The organism is Loktanella sp. DJP18 (assembly GCF_049310965.1).
In the GTDB taxonomy this organism is placed as follows: domain Bacteria; phylum Pseudomonadota; class Alphaproteobacteria; order Rhodobacterales; family Rhodobacteraceae; genus Loktanella.
On the sequence record NZ_JBMERN010000082.1, the window covers coordinates 1 to 16,663 of the forward strand.

Here is a 16,663-nt window from a genome sequence, read left to right on the forward strand (position 1 = left end):
CCTTGGAAGCGTCGGCAGAGGTGGGCATGTGTCTTCTTTGGGGAAACACGATCGCAAACACCCCAGAGGGCATGATCAAATGACGGCGCGTTGCCGCCTGGTCGATTGTCTCATATCTTACCTGCGACTGCGTAGTGTTCAGTGCGAACGTGTCAGCGTCATCTTGATCGGCTTCAGATCGAAGACCACCACAGCGCCCATGCCGACAAAGCCGATCGCGAGATTGACCATCCAGCCGAGAAACGGAACGAAGTTCAGCAGTGGATCGGTGCACGGCCCTGGCACCGCGCGCCAACCGCCCGCGACGCGTCAATCCGGTTATCGTCGGGCTGCCCAGCCTTTGAAATAGGGTCCGCGCATGGAAAACGGCAGTTGCGCACCAAGCTTCAACGCATCTTCTGCCGACAGAAGGTCACGCAGGACGTGCAGGGAATCCAAGAACGCGTGATGTCGAGGTCAGCATCGCCCAACACGTAGTTTCGGTCGTTCTCGAACAGTTTTGACACGGTCGAGGCTCCTTTCGTTGCGTTCATTTGCAACGATTGGATGCCACGTCATGTGCTTGGCGGGGCAGTCCCCGATCATCTCGGGTCCGCGAAAGACGAGGACCTCCCATGCATCTGGCACCTCGTTGGCTGCCTGCAGAAGTCGCGTCGACACTTGGTTCAGCGCTTCCTGCAGATCATCGTTCGCCGCAACCGGAGACGACCGCCGGATGTCTGCCCAGGCTTCCAGGCCCATCGCCTCGACCGTTTCGTCGGACACCAGATCGACGTCGTCGCATCCGGCCAGCAGCGGCAACGCCGCAACACCTGAAAGGCCGAGCATCGCGCGACGGTTTATCCGGCACTGGCACATCGGAGAGTTCCTCTTGGACAGAACAGCTGACCAACGAACGCGTCTCTTCAGCGTTTCGTTCCGGCGACTCTGGATGAGCGGTGTCGACGCAAGGTGACCGGCAAGATCCGCCTCACGGTGGATTGTCCATCTGTCCTCCAGCAAGGATCAGCACGGAAGGGCAGCACCATGACGATCCCTACGGGGCCAGAACGTAATGGTGACACGCACAGGACTGAAAAAGCGCGACAAGCATCGTGCGTTAGAAAGTCGAACAATTCGCCGAGAATGCCCTTTCGCTTCTTCTTGTGGTCATGTCCCTGATAATGGTGCCTGTGGTCTTTACTTTGTCACGGGACAGGTCATTGAGGTCGTAAGGCGACATCCAGATTTACGGAGCGTCGCCTTGGCCTGATCGATTTCCCAGTGGGCATTCTGCTGGGAGAGAACGATGGGTCGTCTCGAGAATGAGGCGCGGACGGAGATGACAGTATTGCTGAAGCAGGGCCACTCGCAGAGTTCGATGGCGCGATTACTGGGTGTAAGCGAAGAAGCGGTGCGGTATCACCGGCGACGGGATGCGGCCGGGGCGGTGGATGGGCGCACAGCGCAGGTGAGCACGGCGGCAGTGGTGGCCGACGCGATTGCGCACTGGCGCACCCAGCAGCCGGGCGGGCGGCTGGATGGCGACGCGCAATTGCTTAGCGCCGCGCGTCAAGTGGAAATGGCTCTGGCCTCAGGTTGACACCGTTATTGGCGCGGATTTCCCGTCCCCACGGCATCCACGCCCTCAACAAATCCGGAATGCGCAACTATTACCCTTTGAACAGATTGCGGTGTTGCGCAGGTTGGCAACGCAGATATTGGTTTGCTGCCTCAACCTGCCCACCAAGGGCGGCAGCGGCATGCCATGGCCAGCGCGGATCATAAAGAATAGTCCGGGCTAGTGCGATCATGTCGGCGTCACCATTGGCGATAATGGCCTCGGCATGACTTGGCTCGGTGATCATCCCGACGGCCACAACCGGGATGCTGACGGCTGCCTTGACGGCACGGGCCAGCGGCACCTGATACCCCGGCCCGACGGGTATCTTTTGATCCGGATGCAGCCCGGCGGATGACACATGGATCGCATCGACGCCGCGCGCCTCGGCCATCCGGGAAAACTCGACCGCCTCTTCCAGTGTAAAGCCACCATCAACCCAATCGGTGGCCGAAATACGCAGTGTGACAGGACGATCTGAGGTAAACGAAGCGCGGACGGTATCAAACACCTCCAGCGGAAAGCGTGCCCGGTTCTCCAGCGACCCACCGTACTGATCGTCGCGGTGGTTCGACAGTGGCGACAGAAATTCATGCAGCAGATAGCCATGCGCGACGTGAATCTGAACCGCGTCAAGACCCAGCCGGCCCGCGCGCAATGCCGCCGCTGCGAATGCATCGCGCACTTGGACAAGGCCCGCAGCATCCAGTGCTGTCGGGGTGGATGACCGCCCATCATAAGGCACGGCGGATGGGGCCTGCGTCTGCCAGCCATTGACATGATCGATGGGCAGGGGCGCTCCGCCCTGCCAGGGCACATCACACGAGGCCTTGCGCCCGGCATGGCTCAGCTGGATAGCGACCGGTATACGGCTGTAGCGTCGGATATGGTCAAGAACACGGGCCATCGCGGCCTCAGTTGCATCGTCATACAGACCGACGTCCCCATAGGTGATGCGCCCTTCCGGCGATACCGCGGACGCCTCTATGGTCAAAAGCCCGGCCCCGGATTGGGCAAGGTTTCCTAAATGCATCAGATGCCAATCGTTCATGCAGCCATCCTGGGCCGAATACTGACACATGGGCGCAACGACGATGCGATTGGCAAGTTCCAAGTGACGCAGCTTAAGCGGCGTGAAAAGGGCAGGCTGCGACATGGGGTCTCCGAACTTTGAATGGGCTGGGGGCCGTCTACAATGCTCCTTGCCTTGAGCAAAGTGTAACGGCGACGGTCATGCCAACACATAAAGTCCCTTGGGCCGACCTTCCAGACCGGCATTGCGCGGGGGAAGCTTTCCTGCCACCGCGACCACAGCGCGGCGGCGGCCCTTGGTGCGGATCAACCGCATGCCCCAAGTTTTGATATGTGATCCAGCCATCGTGCCCATCAGCAGCGCGTTCGCAGCGGCATAGAGAGTTGCTCGCACATCTCTGTCGGCGGCCTTTGAAATGCGGCTACAGGAACTCCCGGGCCTCCAGAAGCGGAACCAGTGCATGGGTCAAAACCTTGCCCATCTCGATCAGGGGTCGGACGATACCATCGAAACCGCCATACTTCACGGTCATCGGCAGGCGGATGCCAAAGATCTTCAGCAGACCGCGGACTTCGTTTGCGAGATCCATCGTCTTCTTGAGAAGTGCCTCGCGGGTGCTCAGTAACGCACGGACGCCGTGCCCTTCCCGGCTCTTTAAATGAACTGGACTGAACCAACCCGTGCGCAAGACCTGAGCGATATCACGCGCATCATTCCTGTCGGTTTTGCTCCGCTTGGCCGATAACGCCTGTTCCCTGCTCTGCAGGTAATAGCTTTCTGTTCAACATTGATGCACGCCTGCGAAAAATCAGCTTCTTAGACGACAGTTAAAACCACAACTGCTCTGCATGTTATTTTTCGGGGCGGAATGAACCAGCTTTCACCATCAATTTGTCCGGGCATGCGGGGCTGACGTCGACGAGGGCAGGGACAGTCGGAACTTACGAAACGTCACCGCAGACGGCTCCCGTCGGCGGCGAAAAGGTAACTCTTGGCCGTATCGAACCCGAGCCCCACGGTATCGCCGACGCTGGTCGGATGCTGGCCGAACATACGGATTGTGGCAACTTCATCGGGCCGGGTCTGCACGACGATATTCGTGTCGCCGCCTAGCCTTTCCACGTGGGTTACGGTCCCTTGCAGCGCACTGTCGGGGTCGAGTCGCAAATCCTCTGGCCGGATGCCGAGTTCCGCGCCCGCAGGGGCATCGTCCGGCGGGGTCAGAAAGTTCATCGCAGGTGCGCCGATAAACCCTGCGACGAATCGATTGGCAGGGTTGTTGTAAAGCTCCATCGGTGATCCGACCTGTTCGACGCGGCCGTCGCGCAGCACGACAATGCGATCGGCCAAGGTCATCGCCTCGGTCTGGTCGTGGGTCACGTAGATCATGGTGGCACCAAGGGCACGGTGCAGCTGCGCGATCTCGATCCTTGTATTCATGCGCAGTGCGGCGTCGAGGTTCGACAGTGGTTCGTCGAACAAGAACAGCTGTGGTTGGCGCACGATCGCGCGTCCGATGGCGACGCGCTGGCGCTGGCCACCGGACAGTTCCGCTGGCCGGCGGGTCAGGTAGGGGTCGAGGTTCAGGATCCGCACCGCCTCGGCCAGTCGTGTTGCGATGACGTCTTTGGGCGCGCGTTCCTGCTTCAGACCAAGCGTCATGTTGTCCGAGACGTTCAAGTGCGGGTAAAGGGCGTAACTCTGAAAAACCATTGCGATGCCACGCTTTGCGGGCGGCACGGAGTTGACGCGCTGGCCGGCAATTTCGACGGTGCCCGATGTGGCATCCTCCAGCCCCGCGATGACGCGCAACAATGTCGATTTCCCGCAGCCTGAGGGACCTACGAAGACGACAAATTCGCCTTTTTCCACGATCAGGTTGATGCCGTGAAGTACCTTGACGGTGCCGAACGCCTTGCTGACGCCGTCGAGTTTCAGGCTGGTGTCCGTCATGGGGTATCCTTGAGCGCGACGGGATAGCCCGTCCTGATGGAATGATCAGCGGCGAGGCAGATCGCCAGCGACTGCACCGCGTCGGACATGTGGCGCGCCAGGTTGGCGTCGGTCGCGATGGCACCCATCATCCACGCCTGTTCCGCGTCGCAAAGCGCCTGATGGCCCGGTTCGTCGGGCATGTCGATCAACGTGTCGCCGGTCAGTTGGTGGACCTTGATTGCGCCAACCTTCGTGTGGCCTTCCACGTCGTCGGACCTTCCGGTGTTGCCATCGGTGATCGACACGGCACCATTCGGCGAGACGATGTCCTTCACGAAACTCGCGGTCTCGGACATCATCGGGCCCCAGCCGGCCTCGTACCAGCCGACCGAACCATCGTCGAAGACGACTTGGAACTGGCCGTAGTTGTACATGCCCTCGGGCAGCTCGTCGGACAGGCGCAGACCCATGCCGTTGACGCGGACGGGCTGGGCGTCGGTGATCTGGCACATGACGTCGACGTAGTGCACGCCGCAATCGACGATGGGCGAGGTCGTCTGCATCAGCGCCTTGTGAGTGTCCCAAGTCGGACCGGTCGATTGCTGGTTCAGGTTCAGGCGAAAGACATAAGGCCCGCCAAGCCCCCGTGCCTCTGCGATCAGGCGCTGCCAGCTGGGGTGGTGGCGCAGGATGTAGCCGACGCCCAGCTTGCGGTTCATGCGTTTCGCCGCGGCCACGACACGGCGGGCGTCGGCGACGGTGGTAGCGAGGGGCTTTTCGACAAAGACATGGGCGCCTGCCTCCATCGCCGCTATGGCGTAGTCGGCGTGGCTGTCGGAATAGGTCGCGACGACGACAAGGTCGGGCTGCGTCTGAGCCAACGCCTCGGCGAAGTCAGTGAACAGGGGATAGCTTTGCAATGCGTCCGGCAGATCGATAGGTGAACGGTTCACCAGTCCGACGATCTGCGCGTCGGGATGATGGTGGTGGGCCAGCGCATGGCTGCGCCCCATGTTGCCCAGACCGGCGATGAGGATCTTCATTTGACGGCTCCCGATGTGATGCCGCGGATCAACTGACGCGAGAAGATGACGTAGAGGACCATGACCGGCAGGATCGCCAGCGATAGCGCCGAGAGGACGGCGTTCCAGTCCGTGACGAACTGGCCGATGAAGACCTGAGAGCCCAAGGTCAGCGTCTTGACCTCTTCGGAGGGTGCCAGGATCAGCGGAAACCACAAATCGTTCCAGATCGGGATCATGTTAAATACCGCGACTGTCGCCATCGCGGGGCGGACCAGCGGCAGGACGAGGCGGAAGAAGATCGCGTATTCCGAGAGCCCGTCGATCCGGCCTGCGTTCTTGAGATCGTCGGACACCTGTCGCATGAACTCCGACAGGATGAAGACAGCCAGCGGCAGACCCTGCGCCGTGTAGACGAGGATCAGGGCCCAGAGGGTGTTCACCAGCCCACTGGCCACCATCATCTGCAGGATCGCCACCGTACCGATTCGGATCGGAATCATGATGCCAAGCGCGAGGTAGAGGCCCATCAGCGTGTTGCCCCTGAAACGGTATTCAGCGAGCGCAAAGGCGGCCATCGCGCCAAAGAGCAGGATGAACGCCAGCGACACGACCGTCACGATCATCGAGTTTTGGAAGTAGCCGAAGAAGTCGCCCTGCTTCAGCACCGTCTGATAGCCGATCAGCGAAAAGCTGTCGGCGTCTGGGAAGGCAAGCGGTTCGCGAAAGATCGCCGTGCGGGCCTTGAAGCTGTTGATGATGATCACGAACACCGGGAATAGCGCGATCAGTGTGTAGGTGATCAGCGCCGCGTGAGCGGCCACTGTGTTGATTGGGTTGCGGCTGGCGGTACTCATAGCGGCCCTCAGAACTGGTAACGGCGTATGCGCGTCTGGATCCCGAAGAGATACAGGCACACACCGATCAGGATGACGCCGAACATCGCACTTGCGATGGCGGACCCCATGTAGGGGTCGCCCAGCTGCAGTTGAAATCCGAAGAAGGTGCGGTAGAGGAACGTACCGAGGATGTCGGAAGAGAAGTCGGGCCCCGCAAGTGCGCCCTGTGCGGCATAGATCAGGTCGAAGGCGTTGAAGTTCGCCACGAAGGTCAGGATCGAGACGATGCCGATAGATGGCAAGATCAGCGGTAGCTTAATCTTCCAGAATGCGCCCCAGCCGGTGATTCCGTCACATTCTGCGGCCTCCAGCACCTCGTCGGGGATCGAGAGCAAGGCGGCGTAGATCAACATCATCGGGATGCCGACGAACTGCCAGACCGAGATTAGCGCAAGGGTCGTAAGCGCAGAGCTTTCCTTGCCAAGCCACGGCGAGAAAAGGGATTTCAGGCCGACCGCATCCAGCATGTTGGGTGCGATACCCCAAATCGGTGAGAGGATCAGTTTCCACGCGAAACCGACGATGACAAAGGACAGTATCGTGGGGACGAAGATTGCGGTGCGGTAGACGCCAGAAAATCGCAGGCGGGGGTTCGACAGGATCGCGGCGAGGGCGATGCCGATTGGGTTCTGCACCGCCATGTGGAGCGCGAAGAACCAGCAGTTGTTGACCAGCGCGTTCCAGAACTGCCGCGACCAGTTGGGGTCGCCGAAAAGCGTCTTGAAATTGGCCAGCCCGACAAAGACCGCCCCGACATCGCCCTTGTTGAACAGTGCCAGCCGCAAGGTGTCGAACAGGGGAATGATCATGATGGCCGTATAGACCAGCACCGCAGGGGCCAGAAAGACGGCGATGTGCCAGCGTCTGCGGGGTCTGTCGGTCATGGCGGCCCTTCGGATGGATGGCCCGCCCCGGCAGGGTTGCCGGGGCCGGTTCGCTTACTCTGCGGGCTTGTACCACGTGTCGAGTCCGTCCTGCAGGCGCTTTCCGGCGTCCTGCGGCGTCTCCTCGCCCTTGATCACCTGTGCAGAAGCGTTCCAAGTCTCGTTTTCCAAGTTCGGGGTGCCGCGCGACAGGATCTGATAGGTGGACCGGATCGTCGACTTGCAGGTGTCGCGCCAGCTGATGAACTCCTGCGCCAGCGGGTCCTCCATCTCAACCGGATCATTGGACAGAGGGAAGAAGCCAGGCAGGGCGTTGGCGTAGAGCGATGCGAACTCGGGGCTCGCGACCCAGTCCAGAAAAGCCTTTGACTCTTTGGGGTGTTCGGTCGCCTTGTTCATGCCGATCGCGATGTCGACATGGTCCGAGATGTAGCAGTCGTCGCCCGCCGCAGGCACGGGTGGCGGGAAGGCCCCCATTTCGAAATCCGCGAGGCCGTTGAAGCCCGAGATTTCCCACGAGCCGGCGGGATAGATCGCGGCGCGGCCGAGGGTGAAAAGGTTCTGGCTGTCGGGGTAGGTCTGTGCCTCGAACCCGTCGCCAAGGTAGTCCTTCCAGCGAGCCAACTGCTCGAATGGCGCAACCCATTCTGCGTCGGTCAGCGTCTGCTCGCCTTTGATCAGGGCCATGCGGCCTTCCTCGCCCTTCCAGTAGTTCGGGCCTATGTTCTGATAGCCCATTGTGGCGGCTTCCCACTGGTCGTTCGTGCCCATCGCCATCGGGATGTAGGTGCCGTCTTCCTTGATCTTGTCGAGGACGGCAAAGAAGTCGTCGACGGTCTTCGGCACGTCCAGTCCCAATTCGGCGAAGGCGTCTTTGTTGTAGATGAAGCCGTGGATCACCGAGGCCATCGGCACGCAGAAGGTGGCGCTGCCGTCGTCGGTGGACCAGCCGGATTTCGCCACGTCGGAAAAGTTGGCCATGCCGGGCAGGGCGGACAGGTCCTCGAGCTTGCCACCGTCATAGAGGGCCAGCGACGCGTCGAAAGGGCGGCAGGTGATCAGGTCACCGGCGGACCCTGCGTCCAACTTGGAGTTCAGCACGGCGTTGTATTCTGCCGGGGCCGAGGGGGCGAAGTTCAGCTTGATGCCAGGATGGGATGCCTCGAAGGCGGGGATGATCTGGTCCTGCCAGATCGACAGGTCGTCGTTGCGCCAGCTTTCGATGGTCAGCGTGACGTCCTGCGCAAAGGCGGACCCCGCCAGCAGGGTCGAGGCCAGCAGCGTGGCGGTAAATGTGCGGTAGTTCATTGTCGTCTCCCAGGTGATAAAGGTGAGCGGCCCGTTCTAGCGGCCGTCTTGGTCGTGCAGGACCGCGAGCGCCGGGCGCAGGTGTCCGTGATGATGGGTCAGAAGGGCCGCGGCCGTGGAAAAGTCCGCGCCTGCTGCAATAAGACAGGCGGTTTTCGTGTCATAACGGGCGGCATTCAGGGATTGGGTCGCCATCGCCTCGCTGACGTGGGCAACGTCGGCCACGATCCGTGCCGCACGGCCCCGCAGCTTGGCGTTGTCGGCGCGCAGGTTGACCATGTCGCCGTCATGGACATGGCCCAGCCGCACGCCCGCAAGGGTCGAGATCATGTTTAGCGCCGCCTTTTGCGCGGTCCCGGCGCCCATGCGGGTCGATCCTGCCAGCACCTCTGGCGGGGTGGACAGGCAAATCGCGACGCTTGCGGCCTGCAGCAGAGGGGAGTCCGGATTGTTGGCGATGCTGATCACTGGCACACCCGCGGCGCGGGCGCGCGTGGCGGCGTCAACAGCCCAGCGGGTACTGCCGCTGGCAGAAATCGCGATTAGCAGGTCACCGGGGTGCAGGGTCATGGCGTTATCGGTCAGGTCTTCGGTGTCGCCGGCCATGTTGGCCCCTGTCGGAATGCCGCCGGCCATACGGATCACGATGCGGTCGGGGTCGATCCCGAAGGTGCCCGGCAGTTCGCTGCCATCGGCAAGTGCCATCAATCCCGACGATCCGGCGGCGGCATAGACCAGCCGCCCGGTGCCGCGCAGGGTTTCCGCCACCAAATCGGCTGCGGCGTCGAGGGCCGGCAAAACGTCGCGCAAAGTGGCAAGGCTTGCGATCTGGACGTCGATCATGCGAGTCAGCGCCGCTTGGCCGTCGAGACGGTCGATGGACGTCTGGGTGCTCATGCGGGCTTCGGTTCTGGGCAGGGCCATGTGACTCTCTCTTTTCGGTCAAGTAATACCTTTAAGATACCTCTTGTCCAGATTCATTGTGAGGATCTGCCGTATAGCCACAAATATCGCCGGATGCGTGTGGATTTAGGATTTTTCCGGGTCTAAAGGTATTGTAGAGGTATGGTATGACGCAGACGGAAACCCTTTACATTGGCGTGGATGGCGGTGGCACCGGCTGTCGGGTCGCCCTGTGGGATGCGGCGGGCCGGGTCCTCGCGCGCGCAGAGGGAGGGCCGTCGAACGTCACCTCGGATTTCGAAGGTGCCAGCGCCAATATCCTTGCAGCCCTGACGCAGATCGAGACGGCCGTGCCCGGTGGCACCAGGGCCGCGGTCGGTCATCTGGGGCTGGCGGGCGCAATTTCCGACGATGTCTGCGCGGCCATCGCAGCGCGGATGCCGATGGGGCGCTGCACCGTCACCGGCGACATGCCGACGACGGTCGCAGGCGCGCTGGGTCCGCAGGACGGCGTCGTGCTGGCGATTGGCACGGGCAGCTTTGTCGGGCTGAAGCGGGGGGGCGTCGTCACCTCCGTCGGCGGCTGGGGGTTGCAGGTGTCCGACAACGGCTCTGCCGCGTGGATCGGCCGCGCCGGCTTGGCCGCGACGCTGGAGGCGGTCGACGGACTGGTGCCCGTGGGACCGATGGCGCGGCAGCTGCTGGGCCGGTTTGATGATGATCCGAATGCCATCGTCCGCTTTGCCGCGACGGCGCGGCCTATAGATTATGGCACACTGGCGCCCGTCGTGCTGGATTCCGATGACCCTGCAGCGCGGGCCATCGTGGGGCAGGGTGCGGACTGGCTGGAACGGGCCCTCGTGGCGCTGGGGCATGACGACAGCCTGCCACTGTGCCTGATCGGCGGGCTGGGGCCGCGCTATCGCGATCTGCTGGCGGGGGATCGGCGGCGGTTCGTCGCGCCCGCCGGCACGGCGCTGGATGGCGCATTTCTGCTGGCACGGGGTGCCGCATGACGATCGCGGCCTTCCTTGCCCCGGACAAGTGGCAATCTGCCCGCAACGGTCCGCTCTATGCGCAGTTGTTCCAGCGTCTGACCGAGGCCGTGGCGCAGGGGCTGCTGCCGCCGGGCAGCACCCTGCCGCCGGAGCGCGAGATCGCGCAGCTGACGGCCCTGTCGCGCGTGACTGTGCGCCGCGCCGTGCAGATGCTGGTCCGCGACGGGCTCATCGTGCAAAAGCAAGGCTCGGGCTCTTTCGTGGCCGAAGTGCCCGCGCGGCTGGAGCAATCCATGTCGCGCCTGACCTCGTTTACCGAGGACATGGCCCGGCGGGGTTTGACCACGACGACGCGATGGCTGGGGCGCGGCATCCACGACCCCTCGCCCGACGAGGTCATCGCCCTTGGCCTGCGGCAGGAGGATCGCGTGTCACGTCTAGCCCGCCTGCGGTTGGCGGACACGCGGCCGCTGGCGATCGAGCGGGCCACCCTGCCGTTGGTGCTGCTACCCGATCCGGCCCGGGTGACGACGTCGCTTTACGCGGTACTGTCAGAGGGCGGTCACCACCCCGTGCGGGCGCTGCAGAAGATCTCTGCGGTGAACCTCGGTCCCGACGATGCGGCGCTGCTGCAGGTGTCGTTGGGCGAGGCCGGGCTGCGGATCGAACGGATATCCTACCTGGACGACGGCCGCGTGGCAGAGTTCACGCAGTCGATCTACCGGGGAGATGCCTACAACTTTGTCGCGGAATTGCGACTGACACAGGACTAGGGGGCCGACATGGCGCACCATACAAAGATGCATGGCGAAATCAGGGATATCCCGCGGGCGGTGGCACAGCTGCTGGCCGCCGGTGGCGATACGATGGCCGGGGCCGGGGCCGCGCTGCGTGACCGCGATCCGGCCTTTCTGACCACGGCGGCGCGGGGGTCTTCGGACCACGCGGCGACCTATTTCAAGTACGCGACAGAGATCCTGATGGGAGTGCCGGTGGCCTCCCTCGGCCCGTCGGTGTCGTCGATCTATGGCCGCCAGATGCGACTTGACCGCGGGGCCTGCGTCGCGGTGTCCCAGTCCGGACAAAGCCCCGACATCGTCGCCACGGCGGGCATGGCTTCGCGCGGCGGGGCGCTGACCTTTGCTCTGACGAACGAGGCAGCCTCGCCGCTCGCCGCCGCTTGCGACCGGACACTGCACCTGCACGCGGGTCCGGAACACAGCGTGGCCGCGACCAAGACCTTCGTGAACTCTTGCGTGGTCTCCCTGTGGTTGCTGGCGGAATGGGCGCAGGACAAGGCGTTGCTGGCGGCCCTGCACGACCTGCCTGAGGCGCTGTCGCAGGCCACGGCGCTTGACTGGCCAGAGGTGCGTGCAGCTCTGGAGACGCGCGCGTCGCTTTATTGCCTCGGTCGGGGTCCGGCCTATGCCATCGCGGGCGAGGCGGCGCTGAAATTCAAGGAAACCTGCTTGATGCACGCCGAGGCCTATTCCTCGGCCGAGGTACTGCACGGTCCGGTATCGCTGGTCAATCGGGGGTTCCCAGTGCTGGCCCTGTGTGCGGCGGATGCAGCAGAGGGGTCGCTGGCCGAGGCGGCGGACGCCATCGCAAAGAAGGGTGCCGCCGTCTTTGCAACGACGAACAAGGTGCGCCATGCGAAGGCCCTGCTCGTGGTGCGCACCGGTCATCCGCTGACGGATGGCGTCGCGTTGATCGCGACCTTCTATGCGATGGTCGAGAGGGTGGCCGTGGGCCGGGGGATCGACCCGGACACCCCGCGCCACCTGCGCAAGGTGACGGAAACCACATGACCCTGACCGCATACACTGGTTGCGACGTCCATGACGGTACGCGGCTGCACCCCGGAGCGGTGCTGTTGCTGGAGGATGGCATTTGCGCGGGGATCGGTGGACCGGTGCCAGAGGGGGCCACGGTCGTTGCCCTGACGGGCGGAACCCTCTGCCCCGGCTTCGTCGACCTGCAGGTGAACGGCGGCGGCGGCGTGATGTTCAACGACGCCGCCAGCGTGGAGACGCTGCGCACCATGGCCGCCGCTCACCGGGGGATGGGCACGACGGCCCTGCTGCCGACGCTGATCACCGACCAGCGCGAGGTCTCGCATGCCGCAATCGTAGCGGCGGTTGCGGCGGCGGACACGGTGCCGGGGATCATCGGGCTGCATCTGGAGGGACCGCATCTGTCGCTTGCCCGCAAGGGTGCGCATGATCCGGCGCTGATCCGGCCGCTCGACGACGACGACATGGTGATGCTCTGCGCATCGGCGGCGAAACTGCCGAACCTCATGCTGACGGTTGCTGCGGAAACCGTGACAACGGCGCAGATCGCGCAACTGACCGCCGCGGGGGTGATCGTGTCGCTGGGGCACTCGGACGCGGACTATGACACCTGCCAGGCGGCCTTTGCCGCGGGCGCACGCTGCACGACCCACCTGTTCAATGCCATGAGCGGTCTGGGCCACCGCGAGCCGGGATTGGTGGGAGCCACGTTGGACGGGTCGGGCGCTACGGGCCTGATCGTAGACGGTGTGCACGTGCATCCCGCCGCGATCCGGGCGGCGCTGCGGGCCAAGGCCACGGGGACCGTGTTCCTGGTCAGCGATGCGATGGCACCTGCAGGTACGGACCTTGACCGCTTTAACCTGAACGGGCGCGAGATCCACCGTCACGACGGTCGGCTGACGCTGGCCGACGGCACGCTGGCGGGGGCGGACCTGTCGCTGCCGCAGGCGATCGAAATCATGGTGAACCGTGTGCGCATAACGCTCGAACGGGCCATCTCAATGGCGACCGCCGCACCCGCCAGCGTGTTGCGTCAAGCCGGGTCTGCGGGCCATCTGCGGGTCGGTGCCTCTTGCGAGGTCGTGCATCTTGCAGCGGACCTGACGCAGGCCCATTCGCTTGTGACCTGAGAGCACGGCGCTATGACGTGGCCATCGAAGACGTCGGTTATGGTGGAGTTTGCACACTTCAACCACGCACGGATGGAGACCCCGATGACCGATTCCAATATGGCCCTGATCGAGCTGCTGCAAAAGCACGACGAGGGCGATTATCTGACAGCTGTGTCCGAGGCCGTGCTTCAGACGCTGATGGAGCATGACGTTGACGGCATGATTGGCGCTGGCCGCTATGAGCGCGGAGAAGGTCGCCAGACCTACCGCAACGGCTATCGTGACCGCGAACTCAAGACCCGGATGGGGGCATTGAACTTGCGGGTTCCAAAGCTGCGGACGGGATCATTTTTCCGGGCTTCCTCGAGCTGCGTCGGACCTCCGAGAAGGCCTTGGTGGCAGTCATTCAGGAAGCCTGGATTGGCGGCGTCTCGACCCGCAAGGTCGACGACCTTGTTCAGGCTATGGGGCTGTCGGGCATCTCCAAGAGCACGGGGTCGAAGCTATGCAAGGACATTGACGAACGTGTGCATGAGTTCCTTGATCGGCCACTCACTGGCGAATGGCTCTATCTGTGGCTCGACGCGACCTATCTGAAGGTGCGGCAGGGCGGCAGGATCATATCGGTCGCGGCCATAATCGCTGTGGCCGTGAACACAGACGGGCGGCGTGAGATCATTGGCCTGACCGTGGGACCGTCAGAGGCTGAGACCTTCTGGACCGAGTTCCTGCGCAGTCTCAAAAGCCGCGGGCTGGAGGGTCTCAAGCTGGTGATCTCCGATGCGCATTCCGGCCTGAAAGCCGCGATCGCGCGGGTCTTCGATGCGACATGGCAGCGCTGCCGCGTCCACTGGATGCGCAATGCCCTCGCCCAAGTGCCCAAGGGCCAACACACTGTCGTTGCCGCGGCAATCCGGCAGGCCTTCAACCAGCCCGACCAGAAAGGCGCACAGGAGGTCTGGCGCCATGTCGCGGACCAGTTGCGCCCCCGCTGGCCAAAGCTCGCTACACTGATGGATGAAAGCGAGTCCGATGTTCTGGCCTAAATGGCCTTCCCGGCCCAGCACCGCACCAAGCTACACGGCACGAACCCACTTGAGCGCCTGAACAAGGAGGTGAAGCGCCGGGCCGATGTCGTGGGGATCTTTCCAAACGAGGAGTCGATCATCCGCCTGATCGGCGCGGTGCTCTTCGAGCAGAACGACGACTGGCAGGGCCAGCACCGCTACATGCAGGTGGAGGCATTCAGCCTCATCGACGCCGCTCAGATCGACCCACTTCTCAGCATCTCAACACACGCCGCCTGAGCGATGTCCGCGAATGGCCATACCCGAATTTACACCAGCTTGAAGGACGCTACCGAGGAACGCCGTTTAGGGTAGCTTGTGATCGACCAAATTAATGACGCGATAGGGGGTAAGCTCGTGGGCCTATCAGATCGCGCTCATCAGGCACGCCGAAAGTGACACGGCATTGCCGCCTGCTATGTAGGCAAGCAAGATCTGTTGCCAGTCCGCACCCATGAAACCTGCAATAACGGCAACAAATATGCCAGTCAGTATACCAAGCGTGAGGTTGAGGATTACCATAGCGCCAGTCTATCCATCAGATTGTTTCCGAGTCATCAACAATATCAGGACGATTTAATGTTTCCGTGCGGGTCGAGTAGTAAAAAGATCACTATTATAAGGCCTGTGGCGTACCCATCAAATGGGTTTCTCATGCTAGATGCCCGGACCAGAACGCGCCATTTCCATAAGTGACGAGGCGCATCCGCGTGGAGCCGATCAAACCCAGATGCATGGCCTGAAGGGTCAACTCGATCCCGGCAATCACCGAAAAAAGTGCCAGAACCTCGAACGTCAGGCACCCTGTGGTGGCAGTAGCAGACAATATCAGCGAAGTCCTGCCATCATTCCCATTGCGGACCTCAATGATGGCTTTGACGTGCTGGCGGCAAGACGGTCAAGTCACTAGGTGGGATTAGTATCAATCTGCCAAGCGGGCAGATCAGTAGCCGGTGCCACGCACCACGACGGCTACCGTCGCAGACAGGATCTTAAAGTCAGTCGAAAGTGACAGATCCCGATTATAGCGAGTGTCGTAAAAGGCACGATCCGCGAATGCGGTATTGTTACGGTCAGAGATTTGCCAGTAACCGGTGATGCCCGGACGCAGTTCGTAATAGGCTGTTCCGGGATACTTGGCTTCTTGTTCTGATAGCATGGGACGCGGACCGACAAGACTCATCTCGCCCTTCAGAACATTGAATAATTGCGGCAGTTCATCCAGCGATGACTTGCGAAGAAAGCGGCCAAAGGGGGTGATCCGCGGATCGACCTTCAGTTTCTGTGACCCTTCCCACTCTGCATTGGCCAAGGGATCAGTTCGAAGGTGCTGTATCAATAGATCGTCCGCGTTGGCCACCATCGTTCGTATTTTCCAGATGCGATAGATTTTACCACCAAGTCCGATGCGGTTTTGAAAGTAAAATGCCGGACCACCGCTGCAGCGGATGATGAACGCCAAGACAAGGATGGTAGGCAAAGTGAACGGCATGCTGAACAGAACGATAACCGTGTCGATCGTTCTCTTCAGTCCAAGGCGGTACAGGCTGGGACGAACACGGTCTGGCGCATTGAGATCAGTCGTCGCGACAATTTCTTCCAGCGAAGGCGGAAAGGTTCGATAACGCGTGGTCACTTGAAATCGAACCTTTTAAACTCGCCGCAGACAAGTGTGGAGCTCGAACAAACGAATATTACGACATTGCCGCCATATCTTTGCCACATTTCAACAGCTTCTGGAAGCATGAACTTTCCTGTTTACCAAGTCGCTACAATAATGCTGTTGCTTCAGCACTGTTTCTATTTTGGATACAATCCAGCGGCAAAGCTTATCGCTTTTAGTGTAGTCGCCTAGACCCGGTCGGTCAGGATGTTGCGATCCGCGATCTGGATCAGGACAGTTGCATATCCGACCATCGTGGTCCGCGGCGGAACGCTGTGCGCTGGCGGAATGGACGGGTCGATGGCGATATGCTGGAGCCAGACAGCACGTTTCGCCTTGTCCAGTCGCCAGCGCAGTAGGTCCCACAGTGACCGGTCGCTCGATGGCTGACCGGGGGAGTGGAACGGGGTGCCGTCGAAATAATCACTCACCGGTCCGGA

17 protein-coding genes and 3 pseudogenes are annotated in these 16,663 nt (G+C 62.0%); 6 read left to right on the forward strand and 14 right to left on the reverse strand.

From position 1 onward, the window contains the following. Positions 1–138: 138 nt before the first annotated feature. Complete coding sequence (locus ACOI1H_RS17970; protein ID WP_422439212.1) at positions 139–285, reverse strand: hypothetical protein; 147 nt, start codon at positions 283–285, stop codon at positions 139–141. A 171-nt stretch (positions 286–456) separates the two neighbouring features. Further along, complete coding sequence (locus tag ACOI1H_RS17975; RefSeq protein WP_422439213.1) at positions 457–858, reverse strand: hypothetical protein; 402 nt, start codon at positions 856–858, stop codon at positions 457–459. A 430-nt stretch (positions 859–1,288) separates the two neighbouring features. Here ACOI1H_RS17975 and ACOI1H_RS17980 point away from each other — a divergent pair, with 430 nt between their 5' ends. Next, the gene (locus tag ACOI1H_RS17980) at positions 1,289–1,582 is read left to right on the forward strand and encodes a hypothetical protein (protein ID WP_422439214.1); all 294 of its coding nucleotides are present in this window, start codon (positions 1,289–1,291) and stop codon (positions 1,580–1,582) included. A gap of 70 nt (positions 1,583–1,652) precedes the next feature. Here ACOI1H_RS17980 and ACOI1H_RS17985 read toward each other — a convergent pair whose 3' ends face one another. From ACOI1H_RS17985 to ACOI1H_RS18025, 9 genes and pseudogenes are all read right to left on the reverse strand, one after another. After that, on the reverse strand, positions 1,653–2,756 hold the full coding sequence (locus ACOI1H_RS17985; RefSeq protein WP_422439215.1) for an NADH:flavin oxidoreductase/NADH oxidase: 1,104 nt from the start codon (positions 2,754–2,756) through the stop codon (positions 1,653–1,655). Between the two features lie 298 nt (positions 2,757–3,054). Beyond that, positions 3,055–3,222, reverse strand: a complete 168-nt coding sequence (locus ACOI1H_RS17990; RefSeq protein ID WP_422439228.1) for a hypothetical protein — start codon at positions 3,220–3,222, stop codon at positions 3,055–3,057. A gap of 21 nt (positions 3,223–3,243) precedes the next feature. Beyond that, positions 3,244–3,321: pseudogene (locus tag ACOI1H_RS17995) on the reverse strand (hypothetical protein); the annotation flags it as partial. A 263-nt stretch (positions 3,322–3,584) separates the two neighbouring features. Beyond that, a complete protein-coding gene (locus ACOI1H_RS18000) occupies positions 3,585–4,586 on the reverse strand; it encodes an ABC transporter ATP-binding protein (protein ID WP_422439216.1) in 1,002 nt (333 codons plus the stop codon). After that, complete coding sequence (locus ACOI1H_RS18005; RefSeq protein WP_422439217.1) at positions 4,583–5,611, reverse strand: Gfo/Idh/MocA family protein; 1,029 nt, start codon at positions 5,609–5,611, stop codon at positions 4,583–4,585. The genes ACOI1H_RS18000 and ACOI1H_RS18005 overlap by 4 nt, the downstream gene beginning before the upstream one ends. Continuing rightward, the gene (locus tag ACOI1H_RS18010; protein ID WP_422439218.1) at positions 5,608–6,447 is read right to left on the reverse strand and encodes a carbohydrate ABC transporter permease; all 840 of its coding nucleotides are present in this window, start codon (positions 6,445–6,447) and stop codon (positions 5,608–5,610) included. The genes ACOI1H_RS18005 and ACOI1H_RS18010 overlap by 4 nt, the downstream gene beginning before the upstream one ends. Before the next feature lie 8 nt (positions 6,448–6,455). Continuing rightward, positions 6,456–7,373 carry a carbohydrate ABC transporter permease gene (locus ACOI1H_RS18015; RefSeq protein ID WP_422439219.1) on the reverse strand — a complete coding sequence of 306 codons (918 nt, stop codon included), beginning with the start codon at positions 7,371–7,373 and terminating at the stop codon, positions 6,456–6,458. Positions 7,374–7,427: 54 nt separating this feature from the next. Beyond that, positions 7,428–8,681: an ABC transporter substrate-binding protein gene (locus ACOI1H_RS18020; RefSeq protein WP_422439220.1), complete on the reverse strand. Its 1,254-nt coding sequence runs from the start codon at positions 8,679–8,681 to the stop codon at positions 7,428–7,430. Positions 8,682–8,717: 36 nt separating this feature from the next. Further along, positions 8,718–9,605 carry an N-acetylmuramic acid 6-phosphate etherase gene (locus ACOI1H_RS18025; RefSeq protein ID WP_422439221.1) on the reverse strand — a complete coding sequence of 296 codons (888 nt, stop codon included), beginning with the start codon at positions 9,603–9,605 and terminating at the stop codon, positions 8,718–8,720. A 146-nt stretch (positions 9,606–9,751) separates the two neighbouring features. Between ACOI1H_RS18025 and ACOI1H_RS18030 the strand changes: the two genes are divergently transcribed. From ACOI1H_RS18030 to ACOI1H_RS18050, 5 genes and pseudogenes are all read left to right on the forward strand, one after another. Then, positions 9,752–10,600, forward strand: coding sequence for a BadF/BadG/BcrA/BcrD ATPase family protein (locus ACOI1H_RS18030; RefSeq protein ID WP_422439222.1), 849 nt, complete (start codon positions 9,752–9,754; stop codon positions 10,598–10,600). After that, positions 10,597–11,355 (forward strand): GntR family transcriptional regulator, encoded by a 759-nt coding sequence (locus ACOI1H_RS18035; RefSeq protein WP_422439223.1) that lies wholly within the window; start codon positions 10,597–10,599, stop codon positions 11,353–11,355. The genes ACOI1H_RS18030 and ACOI1H_RS18035 overlap by 4 nt, the downstream gene beginning before the upstream one ends. A 9-nt stretch (positions 11,356–11,364) precedes the next feature. After that, positions 11,365–12,393, forward strand: a complete 1,029-nt coding sequence (locus ACOI1H_RS18040) for an SIS domain-containing protein (protein WP_422439224.1) — start codon at positions 11,365–11,367, stop codon at positions 12,391–12,393. Beyond that, a complete protein-coding gene (gene nagA / locus ACOI1H_RS18045; protein WP_422439225.1) occupies positions 12,390–13,511 on the forward strand; it encodes an N-acetylglucosamine-6-phosphate deacetylase in 1,122 nt (373 codons plus the stop codon). The genes ACOI1H_RS18040 and nagA overlap by 4 nt, the downstream gene beginning before the upstream one ends. 99 nt (positions 13,512–13,610) lie before the next feature. Next, positions 13,611–14,800 (forward strand): annotated as a pseudogene (locus ACOI1H_RS18050) (IS256 family transposase). Positions 14,801–14,926: 126 nt separating this feature from the next. Here ACOI1H_RS18050 and ACOI1H_RS18055 read toward each other — a convergent pair. The 3 genes and pseudogenes from ACOI1H_RS18055 to ACOI1H_RS18065 form a co-directional block, all read right to left on the reverse strand. After that, the gene (locus tag ACOI1H_RS18055) at positions 14,927–15,082 is read right to left on the reverse strand and encodes a hypothetical protein (RefSeq protein WP_422439226.1); all 156 of its coding nucleotides are present in this window, start codon (positions 15,080–15,082) and stop codon (positions 14,927–14,929) included. A 421-nt stretch (positions 15,083–15,503) separates the two neighbouring features. Beyond that, entirely contained in the window at positions 15,504–16,196 is a 693-nt protein-coding gene (locus tag ACOI1H_RS18060) for a sugar transferase (protein ID WP_422439227.1), read from the reverse strand. 215 nt (positions 16,197–16,411) lie between these two features. Further along, a pseudogene (locus ACOI1H_RS18065) lies at positions 16,412–16,663 on the reverse strand (hypothetical protein); the annotation flags it as partial.